General features: G+C 45.9%; 17 protein-coding genes. 8 read left to right on the top strand and 9 right to left on the bottom strand.

Annotated features, from left to right (window positions below; translation table 11 throughout):
• The 6 genes from ACO1NT_RS08315 to ACO1NT_RS08290 form a co-directional block, all read right to left on the bottom strand.
• A partial coding sequence (locus tag ACO1NT_RS08315; protein WP_449048105.1) for a GTP-binding protein occupies nt 1-187 on the bottom strand: 187 nt, incomplete at its 3' end.
• Nucleotides 188-346: 159 nt separating this feature from the next.
• Entirely contained in the window at nt 347-1,342 is a 996-nt protein-coding gene (locus ACO1NT_RS08310; protein WP_449048103.1) for a glycosyltransferase, read from the bottom strand.
• A gap of 2 nt (nt 1,343-1,344) precedes the next feature.
• Nucleotides 1,345-3,273: a glycosyltransferase family 2 protein gene (locus tag ACO1NT_RS08305; RefSeq protein WP_449048101.1), complete on the bottom strand. Its 1,929-nt coding sequence runs from the start codon at nt 3,271-3,273 to the stop codon at nt 1,345-1,347.
• 143 nt (nt 3,274-3,416) lie between these two features.
• The gene (locus ACO1NT_RS08300; RefSeq protein ID WP_449048099.1) at nt 3,417-4,667 is read right to left on the bottom strand and encodes an ABC transporter ATP-binding protein; all 1,251 of its coding nucleotides are present in this window, start codon (nt 4,665-4,667) and stop codon (nt 3,417-3,419) included.
• Nucleotides 4,668-4,671: 4 nt separating this feature from the next.
• Nucleotides 4,672-5,502, bottom strand: a complete 831-nt coding sequence (locus tag ACO1NT_RS08295; protein WP_449048098.1) for an ABC transporter permease — start codon at nt 5,500-5,502, stop codon at nt 4,672-4,674.
• 169 nt (nt 5,503-5,671) lie between these two features.
• Nucleotides 5,672-8,011 carry an LTA synthase family protein gene (locus ACO1NT_RS08290; protein WP_449048097.1) on the bottom strand — a complete coding sequence of 780 codons (2,340 nt, stop codon included), beginning with the start codon at nt 8,009-8,011 and terminating at the stop codon, nt 5,672-5,674.
• A gap of 376 nt (nt 8,012-8,387) precedes the next feature.
• Between ACO1NT_RS08290 and ACO1NT_RS08285 the strand changes: the two genes are divergently transcribed.
• On the top strand, nt 8,388-9,047 hold the full coding sequence (locus tag ACO1NT_RS08285) for a C40 family peptidase (protein WP_449048096.1): 660 nt from the start codon (nt 8,388-8,390) through the stop codon (nt 9,045-9,047).
• A 74-nt stretch (nt 9,048-9,121) separates the two neighbouring features.
• Complete coding sequence (locus ACO1NT_RS08280; RefSeq protein WP_449048094.1) at nt 9,122-9,769, top strand: hypothetical protein; 648 nt, start codon at nt 9,122-9,124, stop codon at nt 9,767-9,769.
• On the opposite strand, the gene ACO1NT_RS08275 is transcribed toward ACO1NT_RS08280, so the two are convergent.
• Together ACO1NT_RS08275 and ACO1NT_RS08270 are read right to left on the bottom strand one after the other, a co-directional pair.
• Nucleotides 9,770-10,423: a hypothetical protein gene (locus ACO1NT_RS08275; RefSeq protein WP_449048093.1), complete on the bottom strand. Its 654-nt coding sequence runs from the start codon at nt 10,421-10,423 to the stop codon at nt 9,770-9,772.
• Between the two features lie 55 nt (nt 10,424-10,478).
• Nucleotides 10,479-11,087 (bottom strand): WbqC family protein, encoded by a 609-nt coding sequence (locus ACO1NT_RS08270; protein WP_449048092.1) that lies wholly within the window; start codon nt 11,085-11,087, stop codon nt 10,479-10,481.
• A gap of 127 nt (nt 11,088-11,214) precedes the next feature.
• Between ACO1NT_RS08270 and ACO1NT_RS08265 the strand changes: the two genes are divergently transcribed.
• The 5 genes from ACO1NT_RS08265 (at nt 11,215) to dapA (ending at nt 16,918) form a co-directional block, all read left to right on the top strand.
• On the top strand, nt 11,215-12,081 hold the full coding sequence (locus ACO1NT_RS08265) for a lysophospholipid acyltransferase family protein (RefSeq protein WP_449048090.1): 867 nt from the start codon (nt 11,215-11,217) through the stop codon (nt 12,079-12,081).
• Nucleotides 12,078-13,115: a glycosyltransferase family 2 protein gene (locus ACO1NT_RS08260; protein WP_449048089.1), complete on the top strand. Its 1,038-nt coding sequence runs from the start codon at nt 12,078-12,080 to the stop codon at nt 13,113-13,115. Before ACO1NT_RS08265 ends, ACO1NT_RS08260 begins: the two co-directional genes overlap by 4 nt.
• A 118-nt stretch (nt 13,116-13,233) precedes the next feature.
• On the top strand, nt 13,234-13,965 hold the full coding sequence (locus tag ACO1NT_RS08255; RefSeq protein WP_449048088.1) for a hypothetical protein: 732 nt from the start codon (nt 13,234-13,236) through the stop codon (nt 13,963-13,965).
• A 27-nt stretch (nt 13,966-13,992) separates the two neighbouring features.
• Complete coding sequence (gene ligA, locus ACO1NT_RS08250; RefSeq protein ID WP_449048086.1) at nt 13,993-16,014, top strand: NAD-dependent DNA ligase LigA; 2,022 nt, start codon at nt 13,993-13,995, stop codon at nt 16,012-16,014.
• A gap of 25 nt (nt 16,015-16,039) precedes the next feature.
• Nucleotides 16,040-16,918 (top strand): 4-hydroxy-tetrahydrodipicolinate synthase, encoded by an 879-nt coding sequence (gene dapA, locus ACO1NT_RS08245; protein WP_449048085.1) that lies wholly within the window; start codon nt 16,040-16,042, stop codon nt 16,916-16,918.
• On the opposite strand, the gene ACO1NT_RS08240 is transcribed toward dapA, so the two are convergent.
• The gene (locus tag ACO1NT_RS08240) at nt 16,901-17,812 is read right to left on the bottom strand and encodes a glycosyltransferase family 2 protein (RefSeq protein ID WP_449048084.1); all 912 of its coding nucleotides are present in this window, start codon (nt 17,810-17,812) and stop codon (nt 16,901-16,903) included. The genes dapA and ACO1NT_RS08240 overlap by 18 nt on opposite strands.
• 395 nt (nt 17,813-18,207) lie before the next feature.
• Between ACO1NT_RS08240 and ACO1NT_RS08235 the strand changes: the two genes are divergently transcribed.
• Entirely contained in the window at nt 18,208-23,475 is a 5,268-nt protein-coding gene (locus tag ACO1NT_RS08235; protein WP_449048083.1) for an amino acid adenylation domain-containing protein, read from the top strand.
• Nucleotides 23,476-23,538: the final 63 nt, after the last annotated feature.

Below are 23,538 nucleotides of genomic sequence, written 5' to 3'. Positions count from 1 at the left end.
TGATTAATTGTGTCTTTCCCGGTGTTTGCGAAGTTTTGGCCAACTGGCGGTTGCCTGTAAGCGCGTTAATGAGCGACGACTTACCTACGTTTGAGCGGCCGATGAACGCGTATTCCGGCAGGTTGGCCGGCGGTAACTGGTCCACACGGGTATTACTACAAACGAATGTCGCTGTTTTTACCACCATGGTGCAAACTTAACAAAATCCTTTTATAGTTAGCTCTGGGTGGTCCGGGATCGGTATGTCGCGTTTTTGCCAAGCGCTCGTGCTTAGCATATTAACAGGCACTCGCCATCCCATACGTGCGCGCCATCATGCTGGTGCGAAGAAAGGCCATCGCGGGATTCACCACCCTCGTCGGTAACCAATGACGCATTTTACGATGATTTTAACCATGTATTTGGCGGTCCATATATTGACATGCATCTTCAACGCCAGGTAAGCTTGCATCAGCGCCGCCCGCCGTCGGCGGTGTTCATGATATAATTTGTCGGGCAGCGTCGCAAAATACCGGGAGAAGTTCTTTTTCGCCGTGTTTCGCAGCAGCCGCCTTTTTTCTGGAGGCAGGTAATCATTGATGATATCGATTACCTTTTGGATATCCTTGACATTTTGGCCGGAACGGATAGAATGAGTTGAGATATTGGTCGTATGCACGCGGTAGTGCGCAAGAAGTTTCGGTGAATATGCACACGAATAATGCGCAGCAATACGTACCCACATCTCCCAATCCTCGCCGTAGTGAACCGCAAAAAAACTACCCAATTGCTCGTAAACTTCACGTTTGACGATGATTGCTGGCGGCTGTATCAGGTTTCTGCAAGCGATCTTTTCCAACCAATTGGCGATTACACCACTGTTCTCCTGTAGCTGTTCAGCCGGCAAAACCTCCCGACCATTGCTATCGATGTGATTGAAATTAGAATAGCAAGCCCCCACTTCGGGATATGCACTGAAAAGCCGTTGCATCTCCGCATAAAAACCGTGCGACACTTTATCATCGCCATGCAAAATATGCACATATTTCCCTTTGGCTAGGTTAATACACGATTCAAAATTCCGAAGGCTGCCACTGTTTTTGTCCTTTCTGAAATATCCGACACGTCCTTTCCCAACGGCAGATACCAACTCTGCTACATCACCATCGGTACTGCAATCGTCAATGACCATAATTTGCATAACGTCTGCCGGGAGCGCCTGTTGCAATACGCTCTCCAACGCCTCTTGGAGATAAACGATACAATTATAGACCGGTATCATTACGGACCATATGACCCTGCCGTCGCTATCTGGTAACCGGGCAATCGCAGGGGGTACCTGCGGTGTTCTTTCAAGATCCATGACTAATTTACGAAGCGTTTGTTGGCATTTTTGTAATACGCATCCCAATTTTTCATCCCTTTATCAAAAGCATCGTGTTCCTCATCAGTCCGCAAATGTGGACGTTGTCTATCCAGGGCTTTCTGGACCTGTCGTCTCATGTGGTCGAAATCGTTGCTAGCGCCCGCCTCATGAATACGATAAGCGGCAATTTTTTGCGTATGGGCAAACCCAGGGAAATGCCTACTAATCCGCAGGTTAAGATCGTAATCTTCACACCCATTTAGCTTCGTGTCGAAATAGAAGTCGAAAAATAAATCCCTTCGATACAATACGTTAGACTGCAAACCAATAAAATTACCCATCAATAAGTCATGGTAAAAATGATCATGGTGTGGCTTCAATTTCGGCTGCTCGGGAAGGGCCACGCCGGTTTCGTCTACTCGATCAAACCCGCCTGCCACGAATGCTATTCCTGGAAATTTATTCAGATAATACAATTGTAACTCCAAGGCTTTGGGGTACAACCAATCGTCGGCATCTAAAAACAATAGATAGGTACCTTTACTGTATAATATTCCGGTATTACGCGCCATGGACACCCCAACACGCTTCGTATCGATGCATTCTACATCTGGATGGATGTCGCAAATTGCCTTCGTATTATCTTCAGAACCGTCATTGATGACGATAATCTGATAATTTTTGTACGTCTGGCGTTTAACACTTTCGATGGCTTGGTTTAAATAACGCCCATAATTATAACAGGTAATAACGACGGTAATCAACGGTGAGTCTCCCTGCTTAGCGAGGTAAATCTTACTGGGAAGGTCAAATAACGAGCGATCCCGGTGAATCGCGTTTTCGTGATAAAATTGCCAACCCGCGATACACCCCCTTACTTCGATAATCAGGGAGCGTAGGCCATATGCCCTTCCCCTCAACAGGCTTGAAAGGGTACGTCGAAGGTACATGAACGGCAGATGTCTTTTAACCCGTCTCATGTCACCAATGTGCCCATATTTTTCATACTGGACCAATAGTGCGCTGACATGTCCTTTCATGTAATGGAACAGTTGATTATCTAACTCAGCCATTGTTTTCCGGTGTTGATGGTAAACAACTATTTGCGGAGCATAATAACAATTCCACCCCTCTATCATTATCCTATACCACATCTCAGAATCGCCACTGCAGCCAGAGGCTCCTACATCGAGGCGTTCGTCAAAACCACCTACAACTTTAAACACCTCCTTCCGAAAGGCCATATTCGCCCCGGCGCCGACATCCCAAGCGGGCGGCGTATTTCCTACGTTGAGGTAGCTGTCTACATAGCCCTTGTCGAATGTCCGGGGCAGATATCCCTTATTGAACCCCCAATTCCGCTCGAAAAGATACTGTGCTTTGGTCGAAATTTCCGAGGGTATCGTCAGGCCCGTCAATGCCATCACTTGGGGGTTCTCAAACCCTTCCTTGATCCGTGTGATCCAATCAACGTCCACGACGACGTCATCATCCGTAAATGCCACGATGGGATTCGCCGCATACTTAATGCCGGTATTTCTCGCAATATCCAAACCTTTCCTATCCTCCCGCATGTATCTGACATCTCCAAATGCCGCAACTACACGCTCCGTTTCGTCGGTATCTGACGCGTTGTCTATAACCAGTAGTTCAAAGTCCTGATCGTTGGATCGTTTAAGATGTTCGATACATTGCCTGAGTTCTTTGGGCCTATTACGTGTACAAATAACGACCGTAATCGCTTGGTTTACCGTGCCCGGGCCCGTCATTCTCCCCAACCTGTGGTTCAGCTCACCTGACCGAAAGTCATTCTCAAACAACCCCTGCGGCCAATCAAATTCCGTATCAGGACGGACGAGATTCAGATAGTAATTTAGCGCAGGTGATATCGCAGCTATCACTGCTTTCTCAAAAGCCGGTTTATCCAAGTTTTTTTCATACCAAATATGGCCAAGCGGATATTGATCATGCCAAAAGACCAGGTAGTGCTTTCCAGCCGGAGGTGTCAGCATTCTTATGTCGCACAATTGAACGTGTTGTATGGTATAAGGCGTAAACATCGTAATAGGCGTTAAGGTTGTGTAGCTTGTGTAAGCGTAAATGGAAGTCGCGGATGTACGGGTGCCTTCCACCTCCCCGCCGCTACCAATGGCGCTCCCACCGCCTTCATTTCAAAACTAAGGCATTGATCAAATTCGAATAACATATGTTGTTTATCTTGGAGAAAAACAAGGCTAATGATGTATGACCCATCAACCAGAAAACCGGCAGGTATCTGGCAAGTGCCATGGATTAATCCATCGTTAAAAGATACTTCCTCAGACCTTGTGCTGAAGATAGCGTCTCCTAAAAAGTTAATCACCGTCATATTGACACTCAGTAACGCATGTCCGCCGACCAAATTCCAAAACGAAAAGCTGACCGTCATGGGATATTGACTATCAATCGCTTTTCTAACCGGTTGATTATTTACCAATATTTTCACCGCATTGATCCGGATCGTATGGTTTCCGGGTGCGTTATCTTTTTCACTAAACTGCTGGATATTTACATAGGCATTTTCCCGGAGCAAGTATTTTGACACCACGGAAGGCGCATCGCCTTGCGCAACCAGACGCCCCTTTTCCAAATAAATTGCGGTATTGCATAGCGACCTAACGGACGGCATGTTGTGACTCACAAACAAAATCGTCTGTCCTTTTTTCCTCGAAAGTTCATCGATCTTTGCCAAACATTTTTGCTGGAAATCATAATCGCCAACCGATAATACCTCGTCTAAAATCAGGATGTCCGGCTCAAGATGTATGGCAATCGAAAAAGCCAATCGCACATACATCCCACTGGAATATCGCTTTACGGGTGTATCCAGAAAAGCTTCCACACCGGAAAAATCAACGATTTCGTTAAATCGACTTTCAATTTCCCTTCTATTCATCCCTAAGATACTGCCGTTTAGAAAGATATTCTCGCGGCCGGTCAATTCAGGATGGAATCCCGTGCCGACTTCCAACAAACTGGCAATGCGCCCTTTGCCACGTATTACACCCGTCGTGGGCAATACGATACGAGAAATAATCTTCAACAGCGTTGATTTGCCCGCACCATTTTTACCGATCAGCCCCACCACGTCACCTTGCCTAATCTCAAAGTCGATATCCTTGAGTGCCCAGAAATACGAATCCTGCCCGGTAACATCCATAGCCCGTTTACTTACCTTCCGCTGCCACCAAGACAGCAGATCTTCCTTCAAGGTATTGCCGTTCAAAACGCCCAAACGGTATTTTTTTGAAATGTTTTCGGCCTTTATCAAAATATCGCTCATGATCTTAAATCGTATCCATTACCTTCACCTCGTTTCGCTTAAAAATAACCAAACCAATGATACACAAGAAGCTAACGGACAACATCGAAATTAAAAGAGGCGTCGTGAGCAATGCTGGTGAACCAAAAAAAGCGTATCGGATGGTTTCTATAGCAGGTGTAAGTGGGTTTAGCCAAAACAACCACCGCCATTCGTCTGGAACCATCGTGCTGGAATAAACAACTGGCGCGGCAAACATGAATAAACGTAATACAAATTGCAAAACCGTATCCAAATCTTTGTACTTCGCTGTGACCACACTGATAATCAGTCCGGCCCCAAAAGCAAATCCTGCGCATAACAATAGGCTCACCGGCACGAATAATATGGCCTTGTTTACAACTAATCCGTTACTCACCATATAGAAGCCATAGATCAATATAAAAATGAGAAACTGGATGATCATACGAAAACTGCTGGTTAGCACTTGGCTAGCGGGTACGACCAACCGCGGGAAGAAAACTTTGTTGAAGATATGCGCATTATAGTGAAACGTGTTCATCGTTCCGTTCAAAGACTCCGAAAAATAATTCCAAAGGATAATGCCCGGTAGATAGAACAATAAAGGCGGTACATCGTCGGTACCAATCCGGGCAATCCGTGAAAAAATCACGACATAGGTCAACGTCGTCAGCAAGGGCTGGACGACAACCCATAACGGCCCGATTAAAGTCTGCTGGTAACCCGCAAGCAGATCCCTTTTGGATAAGCGAAGAATTAACCCCTTATACTGGGATAATTCACGAATCCCTACCTTAAACCAAGGCCGTTTGGTATTAACTTCCCAGTCCCACATCGTAACAAACGTTTAATTCACCGACTAATCGGAAAAGTTGATTAAAATTTACCATTTTAAAGATGCAAATGTATTTAGGATATCAGGAAGTTATCCAAAAGTAAACTCGAAAAAACCAAATTAGTAGTGTTTCCGCTACATAAGTTAAGGGCTATTAGTACGAAATTGGCTACTTCAAATAAGCGGTTACATGCTGTTTCTGATATTCGACCCAAGCGTTTAAATCATTACCTAGTTGTTCCGCATAATCAGGTTGTTCGCCCGCAATATTGACGGTCTCACCCGGATCCTCTTTTAAATTGTATAAGTACGAAGCATTCGTTGTTGCATTGTAAATAAACTTAAAATCTCCTTCTCGACAGCCAAAAAGCCAATCTGAATAGGGGGTGAAAAAGTATACTTTCTCTCTTCTGTTTTTATTAAATAAATTTTCGCCTTGCCATTCGTTGGGGACTGTTTTTCTTAAGATGGAAAAAATAGTGGGTGCCACATCACTAATACCGGCCACCGTCGTTCGCCGTTCGCCATTGAAGAGTTGCGGGTTAATAAAAATTAAAGGGATACGAAGATTCTCTTCAAATATCCCTCCGGCATGCGAGGTTTGCCCATGTTGGCCAAAGGCTTCGCCGTGATCCCCCAAAACAACAATAAGAGTTGCGTCGAGGAGGCCCCTTTCATTTAACCCTCTCACCAATTCTTTCAAGGTTTGGTCTCCGTCGTGCAATGCATTCAGATACCTTTCTTTCATTTCATTATTCGTGTTGAAATTTATTTTTTTACTTGTTGAATAATAAGGATAATGCGTTTGGTAAGTCCACATCATTGAAAAAAACGGGGTAACTCGATCTTTTTCCAACCAATCGAAAAAAACGACAGGTAAGCAGGCATCACTGATTCCATCAAGATTTTCATCGGCGTACTGCGGTTCAGAAAAAATCGGCGCATCACAAGAATTTTGTCGAAAATCCCGTATTTCATCTATCTCCCTATGTTTTAAGAACGAATCGGCACCTTGAAAGCGATTGTCTCCTGAATTAAAGAACGAGGTTCTATAACCCGATCTTTTTAACTCTGAAGTGATCGATGGCCATTTAATGTCTGGCTTCTCTGCGGTGATAGCCTTATAAGACAGGTAAGGGTAACTGCCACAAAGAAGAGATACCATCGATTTATTGGTTGCCGGAGCGTGGGCGTAAGCTGCATCGAATAACACAGCGGCATGTTTAATGGAATCAAGGAAAGGTGTGGCTTGATAACGAGGATTGAAGGGGGTAATGTATTCAGCTGATGCTGATTCCATCACAAAAATAATCACGTTCTTGATGTCGTGTTCATTAAAGGTTGATCGATACGGTGTATCCAAAACATACTCGTTCTTCTTCATGAATTGATGAGCATCCATGCCCTTATTGTGGATAGCTGGCAGACCGTTGGATTGAAATAAGGAGGAAACAAAGTAAATAACGGGATTTTCCTTCTTCCCTTCCGCAATTGGCAAATTCGGTTTGGCCAGGCAAGCCGCACTGAAAGCCAGCACTAAAAATAACGCTGCGATTAATGGACGTTGAGCCAAAAGCCGATAAAGAAGCCAAATTAAAGGGATCGCAGCAAGGACCATTAGTAGGTATGCGAACAATGAGCTTTTATCAATATGGTCGCCAATCGCACGCGACGCATCTGAACTCATCAAAAAATCAGAATAATATAGCCATCTGTAGTTAAAAGGCATTCCCAACAATTCTGTTATTTTGATGTTCGCGACTCCGATCACTATGGATAGGATTGCAAAACTCGCGAATATCCATAATACCGGACGAGGGTTGTTCTTTTTTATAAGAAATAAAAATCCGAATACAACGGTTAATACAACGGTATATATAAAATCTTGTAAACAAGCCTTTAATAGCAGGGGTAGACTCGTTATGGGGGAAACCACGAACCGGCCCAACTCTCCCATGATCATGATCCTAATCACGATTAAAATGATTGAAAGTGCAATAGGTATGGCAAAAAACAAGGCGTTTGAGTTCAGCGGACGGGATGCTTTTTTTAGCATATATTTTTCAGTGATAAAAAGAAGTAAGGCAAGCAGGGAAAAAAATAAAAAGCATACAGTAGAATACGTTAATAGCGAGATGTATTTGATAGGTTGTAATTGACTATCGTCCGTCGATACCTTCACGACCGTTCCATCATTTTTGCTTTGATAAAAACGTTCGCTTGCCAATTGATTGTAGTCCCAATACTCAACACGCGTTGTTTTCAGAAAAAAACGTTGTTCTTTTTCAAATCGAAACATATACTCAATAGAGCAGCTGTCTGGAACATGAAGTTTTAAAACGTAATCATCTCCATCCCTAACCATCGGTGAATGCATTACTTTATCTTGAATGGTGGTGCCAGCAGGCCTATTTTCAACTAATTTCCAATAATTTATCCCCCAGACCATGGTTACATGCGTTGCGTCCGGTGCATGATATCTTATTTCAACAGCATCTGCCTTGGTCATGAAGCTGCTCAACAAGAAGGCAATACAAATTAAATATTTGCACATAATCGGTTGTTAACTATACTTCTAAGAGATATTATTTAGCGTTTTTAAACTATATCATGCAAAGATATCTATGTTTTTAAGGCCTCGTACGGGAGTGGGACCTGAAAAATCAAATAAGTAGCATTTCTGCTACATTAACCGACAAATTTGATGAGTGGACAATATGGCTCCACCGTTAAATCAGTCTATTCCTTTAACAACCTATATGTCAATGGGGAAGTACGGCTTTTGATTTCAAAATAACTCGGAGAAGCTTCACTCAACTACTGCTACATTCTACAAAACCTCTTTTGGCACAGTTGACCAAAACGTGTACCTTCGTCCAATATAAATGAGTGCGAGAACAACCCATCCAAATAAAGTGCATTCGCCAAAATGGGAGAAAGCAAATGGTCCCGGTATTGGCCTTTTATGCTGTTTATTGACGGCAACGATGGTCTTTAGCGGATGCCTAACACGCAAGAATGCACTACCATCCCATCGGACAGTCATATCCAAACCGGGCAAACATGCGGCAAAAAGGGCCATCATCACCGACGCTTCATCCGCACCAAAGGATGTACGAGCTGGGAAACAACTGCTTGAGGGGTATGCCACGGTACTGGGTGTGCCAGTTGATGAATTGCAACGCCCTGAACTGTATAGCTTTATAGACAATTGGATAGGTGTGCCACATCGCACCGGTGGAACCGACCACCGAGGGCTGGATTGCTCCGCCTTTGTGGGCCTGGTCATGCGGGAAGTGTATGACAAGGATGTGCCGCGGGCTTCAAAAGATATGGCCGAACACATTCAACGGAAATATGAACGACAATTGCGGGAGGGCGACCTCGTTTTCTTCTCGTTCGGCCGACGAAATGTCGACCACGTGGGCGTTTATCTGCACAATCACAAATTCGTGCATGTATCTACCAGCAAAGGTGTCATCATCAGCGATCTGCGCGACCCATGGTATTATAAATATTTCACGCGAGCTGGCACAGCACGATAACGCTTTTCTCGACGCATTTTGAAAGCTTCGTCACTTTCCTTAGTTTAGCAAACGCAAACATTAACTAAGAGATTATGACCAGACTATTGAGTATTTCATTGCTGATTCTAATTACAGCAGCTTGCCAACAGACGCAGAAACAACAACAAGAGGAAATACCCCAAGCAGACCCCAACGCCATTACATGCGAGGGCATCGGGCCGGTGAAATTGATGTATTCTTACACTGCACTGGATAGCGCAATCGGTGCCGATAACCTTGAAAACGGAACGGTAGAAGTAGATGGCCAAACGGTACATGTTACAAAAGTGTTTCCAAACGAAGCCGAGGAAATTACGGTTTATTGGGCAGAAAGCAAAGAACCCTATACCACCGCCACCAAGATTTCCATTGCGAATAATTTCGGGCCGTACCAAACTGCCGAGGGATTGCGCGTGGGATCGACACTGAATGAGGTAAAGGAGTATAATAACTTTATGCCCATAACGATGACCAATTTTTACAATAGTATCGATGGGTTCGCCCGGATACGAGGGTTCAATGGTGGTAATATCGAAACCAATTACCCATGCCTTGGCGGCAAATTAGACATTGTGAAACAACGCGCCGTTGATGTGCGCACACTCGACGAAATAAAGCCCGAAGCAGAGCTAAAATCATCACATAAACTTTTCAACGCGATAGATGTGGAAGTGGTGGAATTGAGTATTTCAGCAAAATAATTACTCAATCCCCATCACCTTCGCAACGTTGTCCTTTAGTTTGGTTACATCGGTTTTCAATCCACCATACAAGGACAACACGTTGACCGGACGCTGTTGAATGCGTCGAAAATTGTGGAGCCAGCCCATTTCGATAAATAGAAAGAAGCCGCCGATTTTATAATCGGCGCCCACACCACCGCGCAGCGTGGGCGTAAGATGCGTTGAAGTTTCGATGGTTACCTGGTTACCGCCTGGTGAGACCATCGCCCGTGGCTCGACGACAATACCAATCCCAGGCCCGGCAAACGCATAGGCATTCAGCTTATCCAACTGTTTACGTATACCACCAGCTAGGTTAAGAATATAGAAGTTACTGCGGCCGCGATCCAAATCGTAAGGATAATCGGGATCACTTACCTGCTGGTTGTATCGAAAAGTCAGGAAATCGATGGAAGGGTATGCAAAGTAACGTTTGTTCGCTAGCGAAATGTCCAGCCCAAGGCTATTCGAGAACTTTGCCTGTAGCACTTCATTGGTTTCACCCAATGCGAATCCCCATCCCATACCACTGGTAACAAACACCTTACGATAATGGAGTGAATCCGGGTCGGGTTGAGCTACCGCCTCACCAGCAAGCAGCATGAATAAAAGGAAGAAGTATCTTTTCCGCATCGTTTCCAATTCAAATCTGACACTAAAACAGGATTGGGTGAAAAAGGTTTCAAATTTAGAGATAACCCCTGCTTTGCGGACCATGGTTAAATAGCAGGTCCACAATACTGAGATCGGCGATGAAACCGTGCTTAGGCGCAAACACTTGGTAATAAGGCTTTATGTTACCTGCAGGATTCTTTTTTGGATGAATGACCTGCCTAAAGTCCATGCCACGTGGATACTCGTCGTGATAACCCATCGTGCGGCCTACCTCATTCTCTATTTTCAGCAACCGTAGTAACAGCACCAACTGGGCTTCATTAAAGTCAAATAACCATTCGAAACGCTGTTGATAGAATGGAGCAAAATCGTCTTCGTAATATTCAAAATAGGCCGAGCTACGGTAGGCCGTCTGTAGGCTGGCCCAGTGCAAGCGCTGCCAGTCGGCCTCGTAATTGATGCGTACATCTTTCATGGCCATATGGTTTTTATTGCCATGCTTCACCGGTATGATCAGGTTTAGCTTGCCGTTGGCAGAATAGATGGATGCGCGGTTCCGATAAGTCTGTTTCGGATAGTGTTCATACTGCTCAAGCTGAATAGACGCCGAAGAGCCATTAAGCACGTGGAAATACGAAACCGGGGGTAAATAACAAGCGGGTAAAATACGAGGATTATCCATATATAACGGGATATATATATTTGCGCGGTAAACTTAGATAAAGTTATGTTTATACACAATTTAATCGTATTGCATTTAAACATAACTTTATCTAAGTTTGCGGCTTCGTGCACCATCAATGGCCAATATGCGAAACGTTTCCATTTTGTCCTTCTTTATCTACATACTTTCCCTGCTGCCGTTTGGGGTGCTCTACCTGTTGTCGGATTTTGGTTACGTGTTGCTATACCATATTGTTGGTTATCGGAAAGCGGTCGTTTTCAAAAACCTAAAAAATGCGTTCCCTGAAAAGAGCGAGGAAGAGCGGCGGCGCATTGCCCGGAAATTTTACCGTTTTCTCCCGGATTTGCTGGTAGAAGCAATAAAAATGCGTAGCATTTCTGCCTCTACTGTCGAGAAGCGCATAACGCTTCGTCAAACCGAAGAGCTGGAACGCCATTTTCGTGCAGGCAAAGGCGTAATCGGTGTAACAGCACATTACGGCAATTGGGAACTCGGAATACACCGGCTTAGTTTACTGACAAAACACCCCACATTAATTATCTATAAGCCGCTACGTAATAAAACCATGAACACTGTTTATAATGCCATCAGGAGCCGATTCGGCGCTGTAATGGTACCCATGAAGCAGACGTTGCGCAAAATCGTTGCGTTCAGGGAGAGACCCCATATCAGCATGTTCGTAGCCGACCAGACGCCCGGACGTAGTGACACACATTATTTCATTAACTTTCTCAATCAGAAAACGCCGGTATACACGGGCGTGGAGAAGATTGCGCGGGCTACCGGATTCCCCGTGGTTTTTTGCCACATCGACCGCATAAGGCGGGGGCGTTATTGCTGTACTTTCACCACGTTGGTAGAAGAGCCTGCCGCGGTGCCTGATCATGGTATCACCAATATCCACAATAAATTCACTGAAGATATCATCCGCCGCAAGCCGGAGCTGTGGTTATGGTCGCACCGCCGATGGAAAAGGAAAGCCGTATCATGAACCATTACCCAAAAGTAGCCGTAGTCATCCTGAATTGGAACGGAAGGTTTTTCCTGGAAAAATTCTTACCGTCGGTATATAATAGCGATTACCCAAATATCGAGTTTATCGTCGGCGACAACGGCTCCACCGACAGTTCCGTGGAGTTTGTGCACACCGTCTATCCCAACATTCGTATTGTACAGAATGACCGTAATTTAGGTTTCGCTGGTGGATACAATGAAGTACTGAAAAGCGTTGAAGCCGACTATTTCGTTTTGCTAAACTCCGATGTGGAGGTGCCGCCAAATTGGATAACCCCTGTAGTTGAATTACTCGAAAATAACGCCGATATGGCTGTTGCCCAGCCGAAAATCAGATCGTATTATTTACGTGACCATTTCGAGCATGCAGGTGCGGCAGGGGGCTGTATCGACAGTTATGGCTTCCCTTTCTGTCGCGGACGTATGCTTCATGTATTGGAAAAAGACCATGGGCAATACGACGATCCTTTCGATATTTTTTGGGCGAGCGGGGCTGCGTTCTTTATCAAAAAGCACCATTGGGAGCTGTCGGGTGGATTTGACGCGGATTTCTTCGCACATATGGAGGAAATCGATCTGTGCTGGCGCCTGCAACGTGCGGGTTACCGGATTGGATATTGCCCGCAGTCGGTAGTTTACCACGTCGGGGGCGGTACATTAACAACCAGCAATCCCCAGAAGACATACCTTAATTTTCGCAACAATTTGTTCATGCTTCAGAAAAATCTGCCACTTTTACATGCCTTTTGGGTGATTTTTGCCCGTATGTGGTTTGATTTGGTTGCCCTCATACATTTTATGGCCGTAGGTAAATTCCGTGATGCATGGGCAATCAGCCGCGCCCATCAACGGTTTTTTCTGGATATATTCAAAAATGCCCGAAAACGGAATCGCAACGGTAGAGGCAGGAACGTACCCGGCTTTTATCGGGGCAGTTTTATCTGGGCGTTTTACATGCACGGCAGACAGGTGTTCAGCAAGCTCGATCCAAAACGTTTTTTTGTAAAATAGCAGCTACACACCAATCTTTTTGCGTAAATAGTTGTTACCTTAGTTAGGTGTTGAGTTAATCTCAACAGCGAGTCTGTTGGCGTTGTTCTTTTTATTTTGTGAAACCAATAGTAAAACCATGAAAAAATCTGTATTGCTTTCCCTGCTTTTCACCTGCGCCGTTTTCCTGAGAGGCGAAGCACATCAATCGCAAGCGTTGGCAGGCGCATGGCATTTCCAGCAGGGAGATGTCCGGCAAACCGCCGTTTTTGTAGATGGCTACCTATCTCATAGCGTGTTTGATGTGAAAAATAAAAAATTCATATCAACACGGGGCGGCACCTATGCCGTCGAAAATGGCAGACTGACAATAACTTGGCAATACGACACCGAAAAAGCTGCGGACGAACAGCCGAATGACGCTTGGATTGGCACAACCAGCACCTTCGACATCAGCGTAGGAAACAAGTTGACCACCAACCTCTCGGGTAGCCGCGTGTCGTGGGAACGCTCCGATGCCAACGAAGGACCGATGGCAGGGGTTTGGCGTATTACGGGTCGGAAACAAGGTGAAGACATTAGCCAGATGCCGCTACATGACCGCAGAACCTTGAAAATATTAAGTGGCCAGCGCTTCCAATGGGTAGCCATTAATATCAAAACCGGTGAATTTTCAGGTACCGGAGGTGGATCATATACCTTTGAAAATGGAAAGTATACCGAAAACATTGAATTTTTTTCGCGAGATAACGAACGCGTGGGCGCCTCGCTTACTTTCGATGGCGAAATTAGAAATGGGGCTTGGCATCACTCCGGGTTGAGTTCGACCGGGAATCCGATCTATGAAATCTGGAATAAGCTGGAGGAATGATCCGTAAAAAGTAGTATTTTAGCTGCCATGTCACCAGCAGAAGCAGCTATCCGCATCGACGAGCTTACGAGAGAACTCAGCGAGTATAATTACCAATACTATGTCTTAGCCAATCCATCTATTTCAGACTACGATTTCGATCAACGGCTGAAGGAACTGGAAGAACTGGAACGACTGTTTCCCGAATTTGTCGATCCCGATTCGCCTACACAAAAAATTGGAGGCGATATCACACAGCGTTTCCAGACCGTGCGCCACCGGTGGCCCATGCTCTCATTGAGCAATACTTATAATGAGCAAGAGCTGCGCGATTTTGATGACCGGGTACGCAAGGCCATTGGCAACGACTTCCAATACGTGTGTGAACTCAAATTTGACGGCCTATCCATTAGCCTTACCTATGAAGACGGAGTATTGAAACGGGCCGTTACCCGGGGCGACGGAGTGCAGGGCGACGAGGTAACCGCCAATGTGCGTACCATCAAAAAGATCCCAAATAAACTACGGACGAATGGATATCCCCAAGTGTTCGAAATACGGGGTGAAATTTTCATGCACCGACCGGCATTCCAACGGCTCAATAACGAACGAATTGAAAATGGCGATGTGGCCTATGCCAATCCCCGTAACTTCGCAGCAGGTACCATTAAATTGCAAGATTCTGCAGAGGTGGCGCGTCGCCCGCTTGACTGCTTCCTCTATTTCCTTTATTGCGAAAACCGTAACCGGCTTTTCAGCAACCATTGGGATAGCCTCAAAGCGGTAAAATCATGGGGGTTCCATGTGTGCGAGCACACCGCCTTATGCACCAATATAGACGATGTATTAGCATTTATAGCCAAATGGGATAAGGAACGCCATAACCTTAGTTATGATATCGACGGCATTGTCATTAAGGTAAACGACTACGGCCAGCAGGAAGAGCTGGGGTTTACCGCCAAATCACCCCGGTGGGCAATCTCTTATAAATATAAAGCCGAACAGGTAGAGACAGAATTCTTAAATGTAACGTACCAAGTCGGCCGCACCGGTGCAGTAACGCCGGTAGCCAACTTGAAACCCGTACTACTGGCCGGCACCACCGTAAAACGGGCAAGCCTGCACAACGCCAATGAAATTGAACGGCTGGATCTACGGATCGGTGATTCGGTGTTTGTAGAAAAGGGTGGCGAAATCATTCCAAAAGTAATGGGTGTGAATATGTTGAAGCGATCTGCGGATGCCCAGCCCATCGCCTATCCGAGCGCGTGTCCCGAATGTGGCTCAGCCCTCATCCGCAAAGAAGGGGAAGCCGTGCATTATTGTCCGAATGATGAAGGATGCCCTCCCCAAATCGTTGGTCGAATGCAACATTTTATCGGACGGAAGGCCATGGACATCGAAGGTATGGGCGATGAAACCGTCGACACTTTTTTCACGCAAGGTCTACTCAACGACATTACCGATATTTATCTGCTCAAAGATAAACAAGATATACTCAAGCAACTGGATCGGTTCGGGCAGAAATCCATTGATAACATGATGGCGGGAATTGAGAAATCGAAAGAAAAGCCTTTTGAGAAGGTGCTGTTTGCATTGGGCATCCGATATGTGGGCGAAACCATTGCAAAAAAATTGGCCGCACATTTCAAAACCATCGAAAACTTAGCTCATGCAACCAAAGAAGATATCGCATCGGTATATGAAATCGGTGAGCGAATCGCTGAAAGCGTAACGGACTACTTCGCTACTGAAATCCATCAAAAACAAATCGAGCGACTGAAAGAATACGGCCTCCAACTTTCCGTGCGGGAAAAGACCATAGTGCGCCTCGGCGACTCGCTGTCTGGCAAAACCTTCGTTATTTCTGGCGTATTTGAGCAATTCAGCCGCGAAGAACTAACCGCCCTTATTGAAAAACATGGCGGTAAATTACTGAGCAGCATTTCGGGCAAGCTCAACTACCTCGTAGCGGGCGATAAAATGGGGCCTTCCAAACTGGCCAAAGCCGAGAAGTTACAGGTTCCAATCATTTCGGAAGCAGAGTTACTTCAGTTGATCGGTTCTTGAAAGAAATTCACTAATTTTGGCGGCTATGAACGAACTTTACGGCGCGGGGGTGGCCTTGGTTACCCCATTTCATTCGGATGGAAGTATTGACTTTGAGGGTCTAGGACGCGTTATTGAGCACCAAATCAAAGGTGGTATGGACTACCTGGTATCCTTGGGAACAACGGGCGAGACCGCTACCTTAAGCGAAAATGAACGAGAAGACGTTTGGAAATTTACCGCCGAGACAGTAGCCGGCCGCGTACCGTTAATCGCCGGTATTGGGGGCAACAACACTACCGAGGTAGTACGGCAACTAAATGCATTTAACCAGCAAGGCTACACAGCTATTCTCTCCGTAAGCCCATATTACAACAAGCCAACTCAAGAAGGGATATATCGGCATTACAAAGCTGTGGCAGCGGCCTCTCCCCTGCCAATTATCTTGTATAACGTGCCGGGACGCACGGGCAGTAATGTCAGTCCGGAGACTACGGTACGACTAGCTCATGAGGTAGACAATATTATAGCCACAAAGGAAGCATCCGGTAGTTTCGACCAATTCAGCAAAATTATGCGCGATAAACCGGAGGGATTCGTACTGCTCTCCGGCGATGATCCCGCTACCCTACCGATGATGGCATTGGGTGCAGTTGGCATTATATCGGTAGTAGCCAACGCGTTTCCTACGGAAGTGGCTCAACTTGCCAAATTATGTCTGGAACACAACTATCCAGAAGCACGTAAAATCCATAGCAAACTGATTCGGATGACAGAACTCTGCTTTGTCGAAGGAAATCCTGCCGGTGTGAAAGAGATATTGTACCAGTTGGGGATATGTGGTGCCACGGTTCGGTTACCATTAGTGGAAGCCAGTGGCACGCTGGCGAGTGCTATCCGCGATGAGCTACCTATTTATTCCTAGGTTTTTGCTATCCTTGGAATGGGTAACATTCCACCATATGCCCCGCAGTGCCGCCACTATCAAATCCGATTTCCTTTTAAGCAGGTATCTAGTTAAGAGCAAGGGGGTTGCTACTGTTAAGTAATAACAACTGAAAATTATTTTGGATGGCCATTTGGCGTTACGCCGGATAAAAAGCCACCTATTGCGTACCATAAAATAGGTTTTCAACGGACTTCCCTTTCCTACGCTCATGGATTCCTTATGGTAAATCTTGGCTTTTCCTGTAAATCCAATCCTTAAACCAGCCCGCTTAAACTGCTCGCACCAATCCAACTCTTCATAATATAGGAAGAAATGCTCAGGCATGAGTCCTACCCTATCCAAACCGGTTCGTCGGCATATCATTGCTGCTCCATGGCAGTAACCGGTCTCGGTGGTTACCCCGTCATATTGGCCACTGTCATCTTCCATGGCGCCGATCCCCCGATTTCGTCCCGTCAGGTAATTCATCGGGGTATAGCCAGCATATTGAATTTTAGTTTTGTCCTCGTGGTATAGGATGAGTGGCGAAAGCAAGCCGATATCGGGATGGCTATCCAATTCACCGACGAGTGTTTCGATAAGTCCTGGCGTAATTTCGGTATCATTGTTCAAGAAAAGCAAGTAATCCCCTTTGGCATGTTGGATACCGAGATTATTGCCACCCGCGAACCCGAGGTTTTGTGGAGAACGGAGGTAAACCGTGTCAGGGCAAGCGGTTTGAAACATTTTGCGATTGTCTACCTTGGCGCCGTTATCGACAACAACCACTTCAACAACATCTCCTTGGCCGTGTCGAGCTAATGAACGTAAAAAGTCGAGCGTGATTTGCTCTTGATGAAAATTGACGGTTATTACCGATACGAAACCCATTTGTCCAAACTATGAAGTAAGAATGACGCAAAACTACATGTTTTTTTCTGCCATCAATTCTTTGCTGAGTATTACCTTTTACAATTACGATTAGATGTAGCGCAACCACTACAAAACCAATCACCATTTGTAGCAGATATGCTACAAACCCAGAAATCTAGTCGGATTTAATGGAGCATATTTAGTTATCTGATGTAATTTTGGAGTATTACACACGTTGGACAAATTGAAATCCGTATTGAATACGATTCCGACCCGTTTGGAGGGCCGACGAGGTCAACGTCTGCTTTGTCAATGCCTATGAATGATTTGAAAAAACGACAACTTATGACCTATACAAAATCAATATACTTGGGGAAAATCTCTACCAATCATAACAAATTAGCTCACGTCGCGTGAAACAATATCACTACATCGCTGTCAATTTCGATCCCTTTGCACAAGGCGAGATCGAAAAAACCATACCGTTGACCGAACCACAGGAAGAAATCTGGACCGCTTGTATTATCGGGGGAACCGAGGCCAATTGCTCTTACACCGAATCACTATCGTTGGTTCTCCGCGGAAATTTCCGGCAGGAGACGATGCTGGACGCATTGCAAGCCATTGTCGACCGACACGAGGCACTACGCGCTACAATCAGTGCAAATGGCGAATATCTTTGTATCCACTCCGAGAGCCGCATAGATCCATATTATGAAGATTTATCAGTACTCACGGATAAGGAACGAACGAAAATACTTGAAAATTACGGGGTCACGGATGCAAAGTCGCCCTTCGACCTGAAAAATGGCCCACTATTCAGGGTTGCCATTTTCAAATTGGACGAAAGAGAGCATCATATCCGATTGACGGCGCATCATATCGTTTGCGACGGATGGTCTTTTGGCATTATCCTGGAAGATCTGGGTACCCTGTATACCTCATCTGTGACGGGTAAACCCGTCACGCTCGAACCCGCAATCGACTTCAGTACCTATGCATCCGAAACAAGTGCGCACGAACGCACCATGGCGTATAAAGAATCTTTGTCGTATTGGGTTGAAAAATACACGGATGAAATTCCCGAAATTAATCTTCCGCTCGACCACCCGCACGTTACCGGCCGGAGCTATGCCAGCTTCCGAAAAGATTGCCGCCTCGACGAAGATGCCGTCAAAAAAATAAAGGACCTCGGGCAATCGACCAACACCAGTATGGTGAATGTATTAATTGCGCTGTTTGAAGTTTACCTCCATAAATTAACCGGCCAACAGGAATTCGCTTTCGGATTGCCAACTTCCGGTCAACTGGCTACCGGGAACTTCAACCTGGTGGGGCATTGTGTCAACTTATTGCCAATCAGAAGCACGATAAATCCAGCACAGACGTTTTCGACCCACCTAAGAAAAAGAAAGCAAGAGTTACTGAATGACTACGAACATCAAATGGTCTGTTACGGTGCCATTTTGAAAACCTTAAAGATCAAGCGGCAAAAATCCACACTGCCGTTGATTTCCACGATTTTCAATGTAGACCTTGGCATCAGCGAAAAGATAATTTTCCACGAGTTGGATTATGCGATCGTATCGAACCCCAGAAAATTTGATGTTTTCGATTTTTCCGTAAACCTTACCCAATCATTGGGAGAATATGTGCTGGAATGGTCATACAATACGGAACTGTTCGACCATGAAAGCATCGACCGGATGGTTAACGGATTTCTGCACCTGTTGAATGGCGTATTGAAGCGTCCACACGACACAATCAATTCCTACACGATAGTTGATGCCCATCAACAAGCAGTTATTGACCGTTTGAACGATACCGCATTTACGTACGATAAGTCGCAGACAGTACACGGCATGTTCCAAGAAGCCGCAGCCATACATACCAAAAAAACGGCAGTCGTATTCCATGATAGGCATATAGGCTATGCCGAACTGGAACGGCAATCAAACCGGTATGCACGGTACCTGATTGACTGTGGTGTAAAAAAAGGTGACCGGGTGGGCATAGTGCTATTCCGAAACATCGACTTGATTGTTTCACTGCTGGCGACCATGAAGGTGGGCGGCGTGTTCGTGCCCATCGATCCACATTTGCCGCAAGCGAGGATTGAGCAGATGCTCAATATGGTTGATGCTAAACTGGCGATTGTGAACCAGTCCTTCAGTTATGCTGCCGGTGAGACCGTTACGACCGCGCAAATTGTGGCCGCTTCGCAGCACTACCACGAAGAAACAATAACTACGGCGATTACGGGCGAAGATTTGCTTTATATCATTTTCACCTCCGGTTCGACCGGGACTCCCAAGGGCGTGAAAGTAACGCATGCCAATCTGGTTAATTTCCTCATCAGCACCCGCGAAGAGCCGGGTATGACAATTAACGACCGGTTCCTGTTTATCACACCGATATCATTTGATGCCGCCATGCTTTTGTTCCTGCCCCTGATTACCGGGGCAGCACTGGTCATCGCGGACGATGAGGCCATCCGCGATGGACGTCAGATTCACGAAATGATGATCGCCCACCAGATCAGTTGGATGGCTACCACCCCCACCGTATGGAAAATGATTGTGGATTCGGGATGGAATACCCGTCTGGACATGGTCATTCAAAGTGGTGGCGAGCCACTCAGTCAGGCATTGGCGGCCCAATTGCTGGAACGCTGTACGTCGCTGTGGAACGTCTACGGTCCGACAGAAACAACGGTTGCGGTTTTAAACAAACATATTGTGACTGCCGACGTACCCATTACATTAGGAAAGCCCTTAAAAAACACTAAAATTCGGCTACTTGACAACAATGGAAACAACGTGTCCATCGGCCAAGTTGGCGAACTGTGCATCTCCGGCGACTGCGTAAGTGAGGGGTACTACGGCGAGCCTGCACTTACAGCCCATGCATTTATACCAGACCCCAATGCTCCCGAATCGCGCGCCATGATGTATAAAAGCGGCGATCTGGGAAAGTACCTGCCAAATGGAGAAATCCAGTACGTAGGTAGAATTGACCACCAGGTCAAACTCCGAGGGCATCGGATAGAGTTACGGGAAATCGAGCAATGTCTGCTTCGCCAAAGCGGAATAAAAGATGCGGTGGTACACGCGATAGACGACCAGAAGGGTGAAAAAACCTTGGTTGGGTATATCGTTCCGGATGCAAACGACGCATCGCTTTGGAAAGATCGTTGGGAAGACTTATATGCACTGGGTGTAAAAAGTGAAGAAATGCTTCCACTGCTGGACCAGAATTTAGATCTGGCCATTGTCTCCCAATATTACCAAGGGGCAGATATCGAAGCCCAGGGTGTCGAGTGGACCCATGAAGGCCTGAAACGCCTGAAAGCGCTAAACGCAAAAAAAATCGTTGAACTTGGGACCGGCGGCGGACACCTTCTCCTTGCCTTAGCACCTGATGTGGAAGCATACGTAGCTACTGATTATTCCGAAGTTGCCATAAACAAACTAAAAGAAAAGCTAGCCGTCCATCCTGAAAAATGGCCGCACGTCAAGGCGTATACCGCCTTGGCCGACGATTTCACGGGAATTGAACCCCACGCCTATGACCTGGTTTTCCTGCACGGCGTCGCCCAGTATTTTCCCAGTTTGCAATACCTGGAGAATGTAATCCGGAAAGCCACATCTGCGCTGAAAGCCGGCGGTTGCATCTACATCGGCGACATGCAGACCCTCGGCGCGGTTACGATGCACTTCTACCTCGATCAGCTCGCCATTACGGGGGATCATACCCCAATTGATACATTCAGGAGGGTGACCGAATTGCGGATAAAAAAGGAAGAAGAACTGAGCGTTGATCCGGCTTTTTTTTATAACCTGCCGGCAGTGATCCCTGCTATAAGCAGCGTCGATGTCCAGATACGGGGCGGGAACTACCTCAATGAAGGCACGAAATGCCACTATGACATCTGGTTGTACGTGGGGGATACAGCGCCGAAAGCTGCCCCCCCCGATGTTGAGCTCACATGGGGCACCGATTCGGACGCACAGTGGCTGCAACGACAGCTCTCCAGGTATCCTGGCCAGATTATCTGTGTTACACAGATACCAAACAGCCGATTGAGCCGGGATTTTGTTTTGCAGCAATTGATTAACCAATCGGAAAACCATACGACCGTCACGGCATTAAAGGATCGGATGCGATCGATACCGGTGTCTGGTTTCAATCCATCTGATTTGTGGGCCATCGGCGATCAACAAGGATATACGGCGCATGTCAGGTGGTCTTCCGACGGTTCCGATGGCTGCGTTGAAACGGTGTTCATTCCGAGAGGATGGACTGTTATCCCCGAAAAGCCAAAGCTTTCGGAAACTTTATCAACCCACACACATGCTGAGCAAACGGAGGAAGCCGTTCAGGTGGTGAGGTTTCCGGAACACCAAATTAAGCGGTGGAAAAGCGCATTGCAGGAAACGCTACCTGAATACATGGTTCCGGCCTTTTACGTGATATTGAACAGGTTTCCCATATCTGCAAACGGGAAAATTGACCGTACAGGACTACCGAGCCCGGTAGGGGCATTAGCGAATCGAGTGACGGAACATTACAAGGCTCCCACTACGTCAACCGAACTCCAGCTACACAACATATGGGCGGCGTTTTTAGCCATCGAAACTATCAGTGTAAACAGTGACTTTTTCGAACTGGGCGGGCATTCGTTAATCGCCGTTAAGGTGATGCTGGCCATCGAGCGCGAAACAGGAAACCGTCTCCCAATATCTGCACTATTTGAGCATTCAACGATTGAAAAGCTAGGGAAAATCATCGACGAAAAGATTGATCCGTTGAAATGGGACTGTGTAATCCCCATACGGGTGATGGGTTCCAAACCGCCCTTATATGTGATACATGGGGCACAATTAGATGTTCTTTTCGTACAAGGCCTATTGCCCTATTTAGACCCCGACCAACCGCTTTACGGTATTCAAGGGATGGGATTGAGTGGCAAAAGCAAGCCTCTTAATACGGTTGAAGGAATATCCGCACACTATGTGAGTGAAATATTGAAACACACCCCCGATGGACCTTATCTAATAACCGGTTACTCCTCTGGCGGAATCTTCGCTTTCGAGGTCACAAAGCAACTCGAAGCAAAGGGAAAAGCCGTTGCAATGCTTGGTCTGTTTGATACCTTTATCAACAAAGCTTCGTTTACAAACAGAACTACTCCGAAGGGATTCTTACACTGGCTCAAAGTATCCATTAACGAGTTTAAACCGAACCACCAACAATTCGGGAAAAAGAAGACGTTAATCTACGCTACTGCATTCTTTTTAGTAAGTGTGTTATACGGTTTTTTAGCCAAAGTAAATTACCGGACATTTAAAGCAATTGTTCCCAAGAAAATGCAAATGCGTAAAGAAGAGGTTGACTACCTCTTTGCTATGGAAAAATATAAACTGAAACCTCAATATATTACGGCTACCTGCTGTTTGTTCAAAAGTCCTTACATCAATTTTTTAAGGTATGTACCCCATCCCGACACTAACGGATGGGGCCAATTTATCCAAAAAGATTGGGTAATCGTACCGATCAATGCATCCCATTTGAACATATTCTCAATCGATATCATACCGGAAATAGCTATAGAACTACAGGAGCAAGTAAATGAAGTGTGGGAGAACTATCAAATTGACCAATATGCTGCCGTAGTGTAAATCTAAAAATATACTCGTATGCAGCTCAACCATTCGATGCCCCATACTATTGTAGCCTATCTA

Source organism: Parapedobacter sp., assembly GCF_053550995.1.
This window is presented reverse-complemented; position numbering and strand designations above follow the sequence as displayed.

Bases quoted from the DNA above. Each gene is read 5' to 3' on its own strand.
- ACO1NT_RS08310 (WP_449048103.1), bottom strand. From the start codon at position 1,342: ATGGATCTTGAAAGAACACCGCAGGTACCCCCTGCGATTGCCCGGTTA.
- ACO1NT_RS08300 (WP_449048099.1), bottom strand. From the start codon at position 4,667: ATGAGCGATATTTTGATAAAGGCCGAAAACATTTCAAAAAAATACCGT.
- ACO1NT_RS08295 (WP_449048098.1), bottom strand. From the start codon at position 5,502: ATGTGGGACTGGGAAGTTAATACCAAACGGCCTTGGTTTAAGGTAGGG.
- ACO1NT_RS08290 (WP_449048097.1), bottom strand. From the start codon at position 8,011: ATGACCAAGGCAGATGCTGTTGAAATAAGATATCATGCACCGGACGCA.
- ACO1NT_RS08285 (WP_449048096.1), top strand. From the start codon at position 8,388: ATGAGTGCGAGAACAACCCATCCAAATAAAGTGCATTCGCCAAAATGG.
- ACO1NT_RS08280 (WP_449048094.1), top strand. From the start codon at position 9,122: ATGACCAGACTATTGAGTATTTCATTGCTGATTCTAATTACAGCAGCT.
- ACO1NT_RS08275 (WP_449048093.1), bottom strand. From the start codon at position 10,423: ATGCGGAAAAGATACTTCTTCCTTTTATTCATGCTGCTTGCTGGTGAG.
- ACO1NT_RS08270 (WP_449048092.1), bottom strand. From the start codon at position 11,087: ATGGATAATCCTCGTATTTTACCCGCTTGTTATTTACCCCCGGTTTCG.
- ACO1NT_RS08265 (WP_449048090.1), top strand. From the start codon at position 11,215: ATGCGAAACGTTTCCATTTTGTCCTTCTTTATCTACATACTTTCCCTG.
- ACO1NT_RS08260 (WP_449048089.1), top strand. From the start codon at position 12,078: ATGAACCATTACCCAAAAGTAGCCGTAGTCATCCTGAATTGGAACGGA.
- ACO1NT_RS08255 (WP_449048088.1), top strand. From the start codon at position 13,234: ATGAAAAAATCTGTATTGCTTTCCCTGCTTTTCACCTGCGCCGTTTTC.
- ligA (WP_449048086.1), top strand. From the start codon at position 13,993: ATGTCACCAGCAGAAGCAGCTATCCGCATCGACGAGCTTACGAGAGAA.
- dapA (WP_449048085.1), top strand. From the start codon at position 16,040: ATGAACGAACTTTACGGCGCGGGGGTGGCCTTGGTTACCCCATTTCAT.
- ACO1NT_RS08240 (WP_449048084.1), bottom strand. From the start codon at position 17,812: ATGGGTTTCGTATCGGTAATAACCGTCAATTTTCATCAAGAGCAAATC.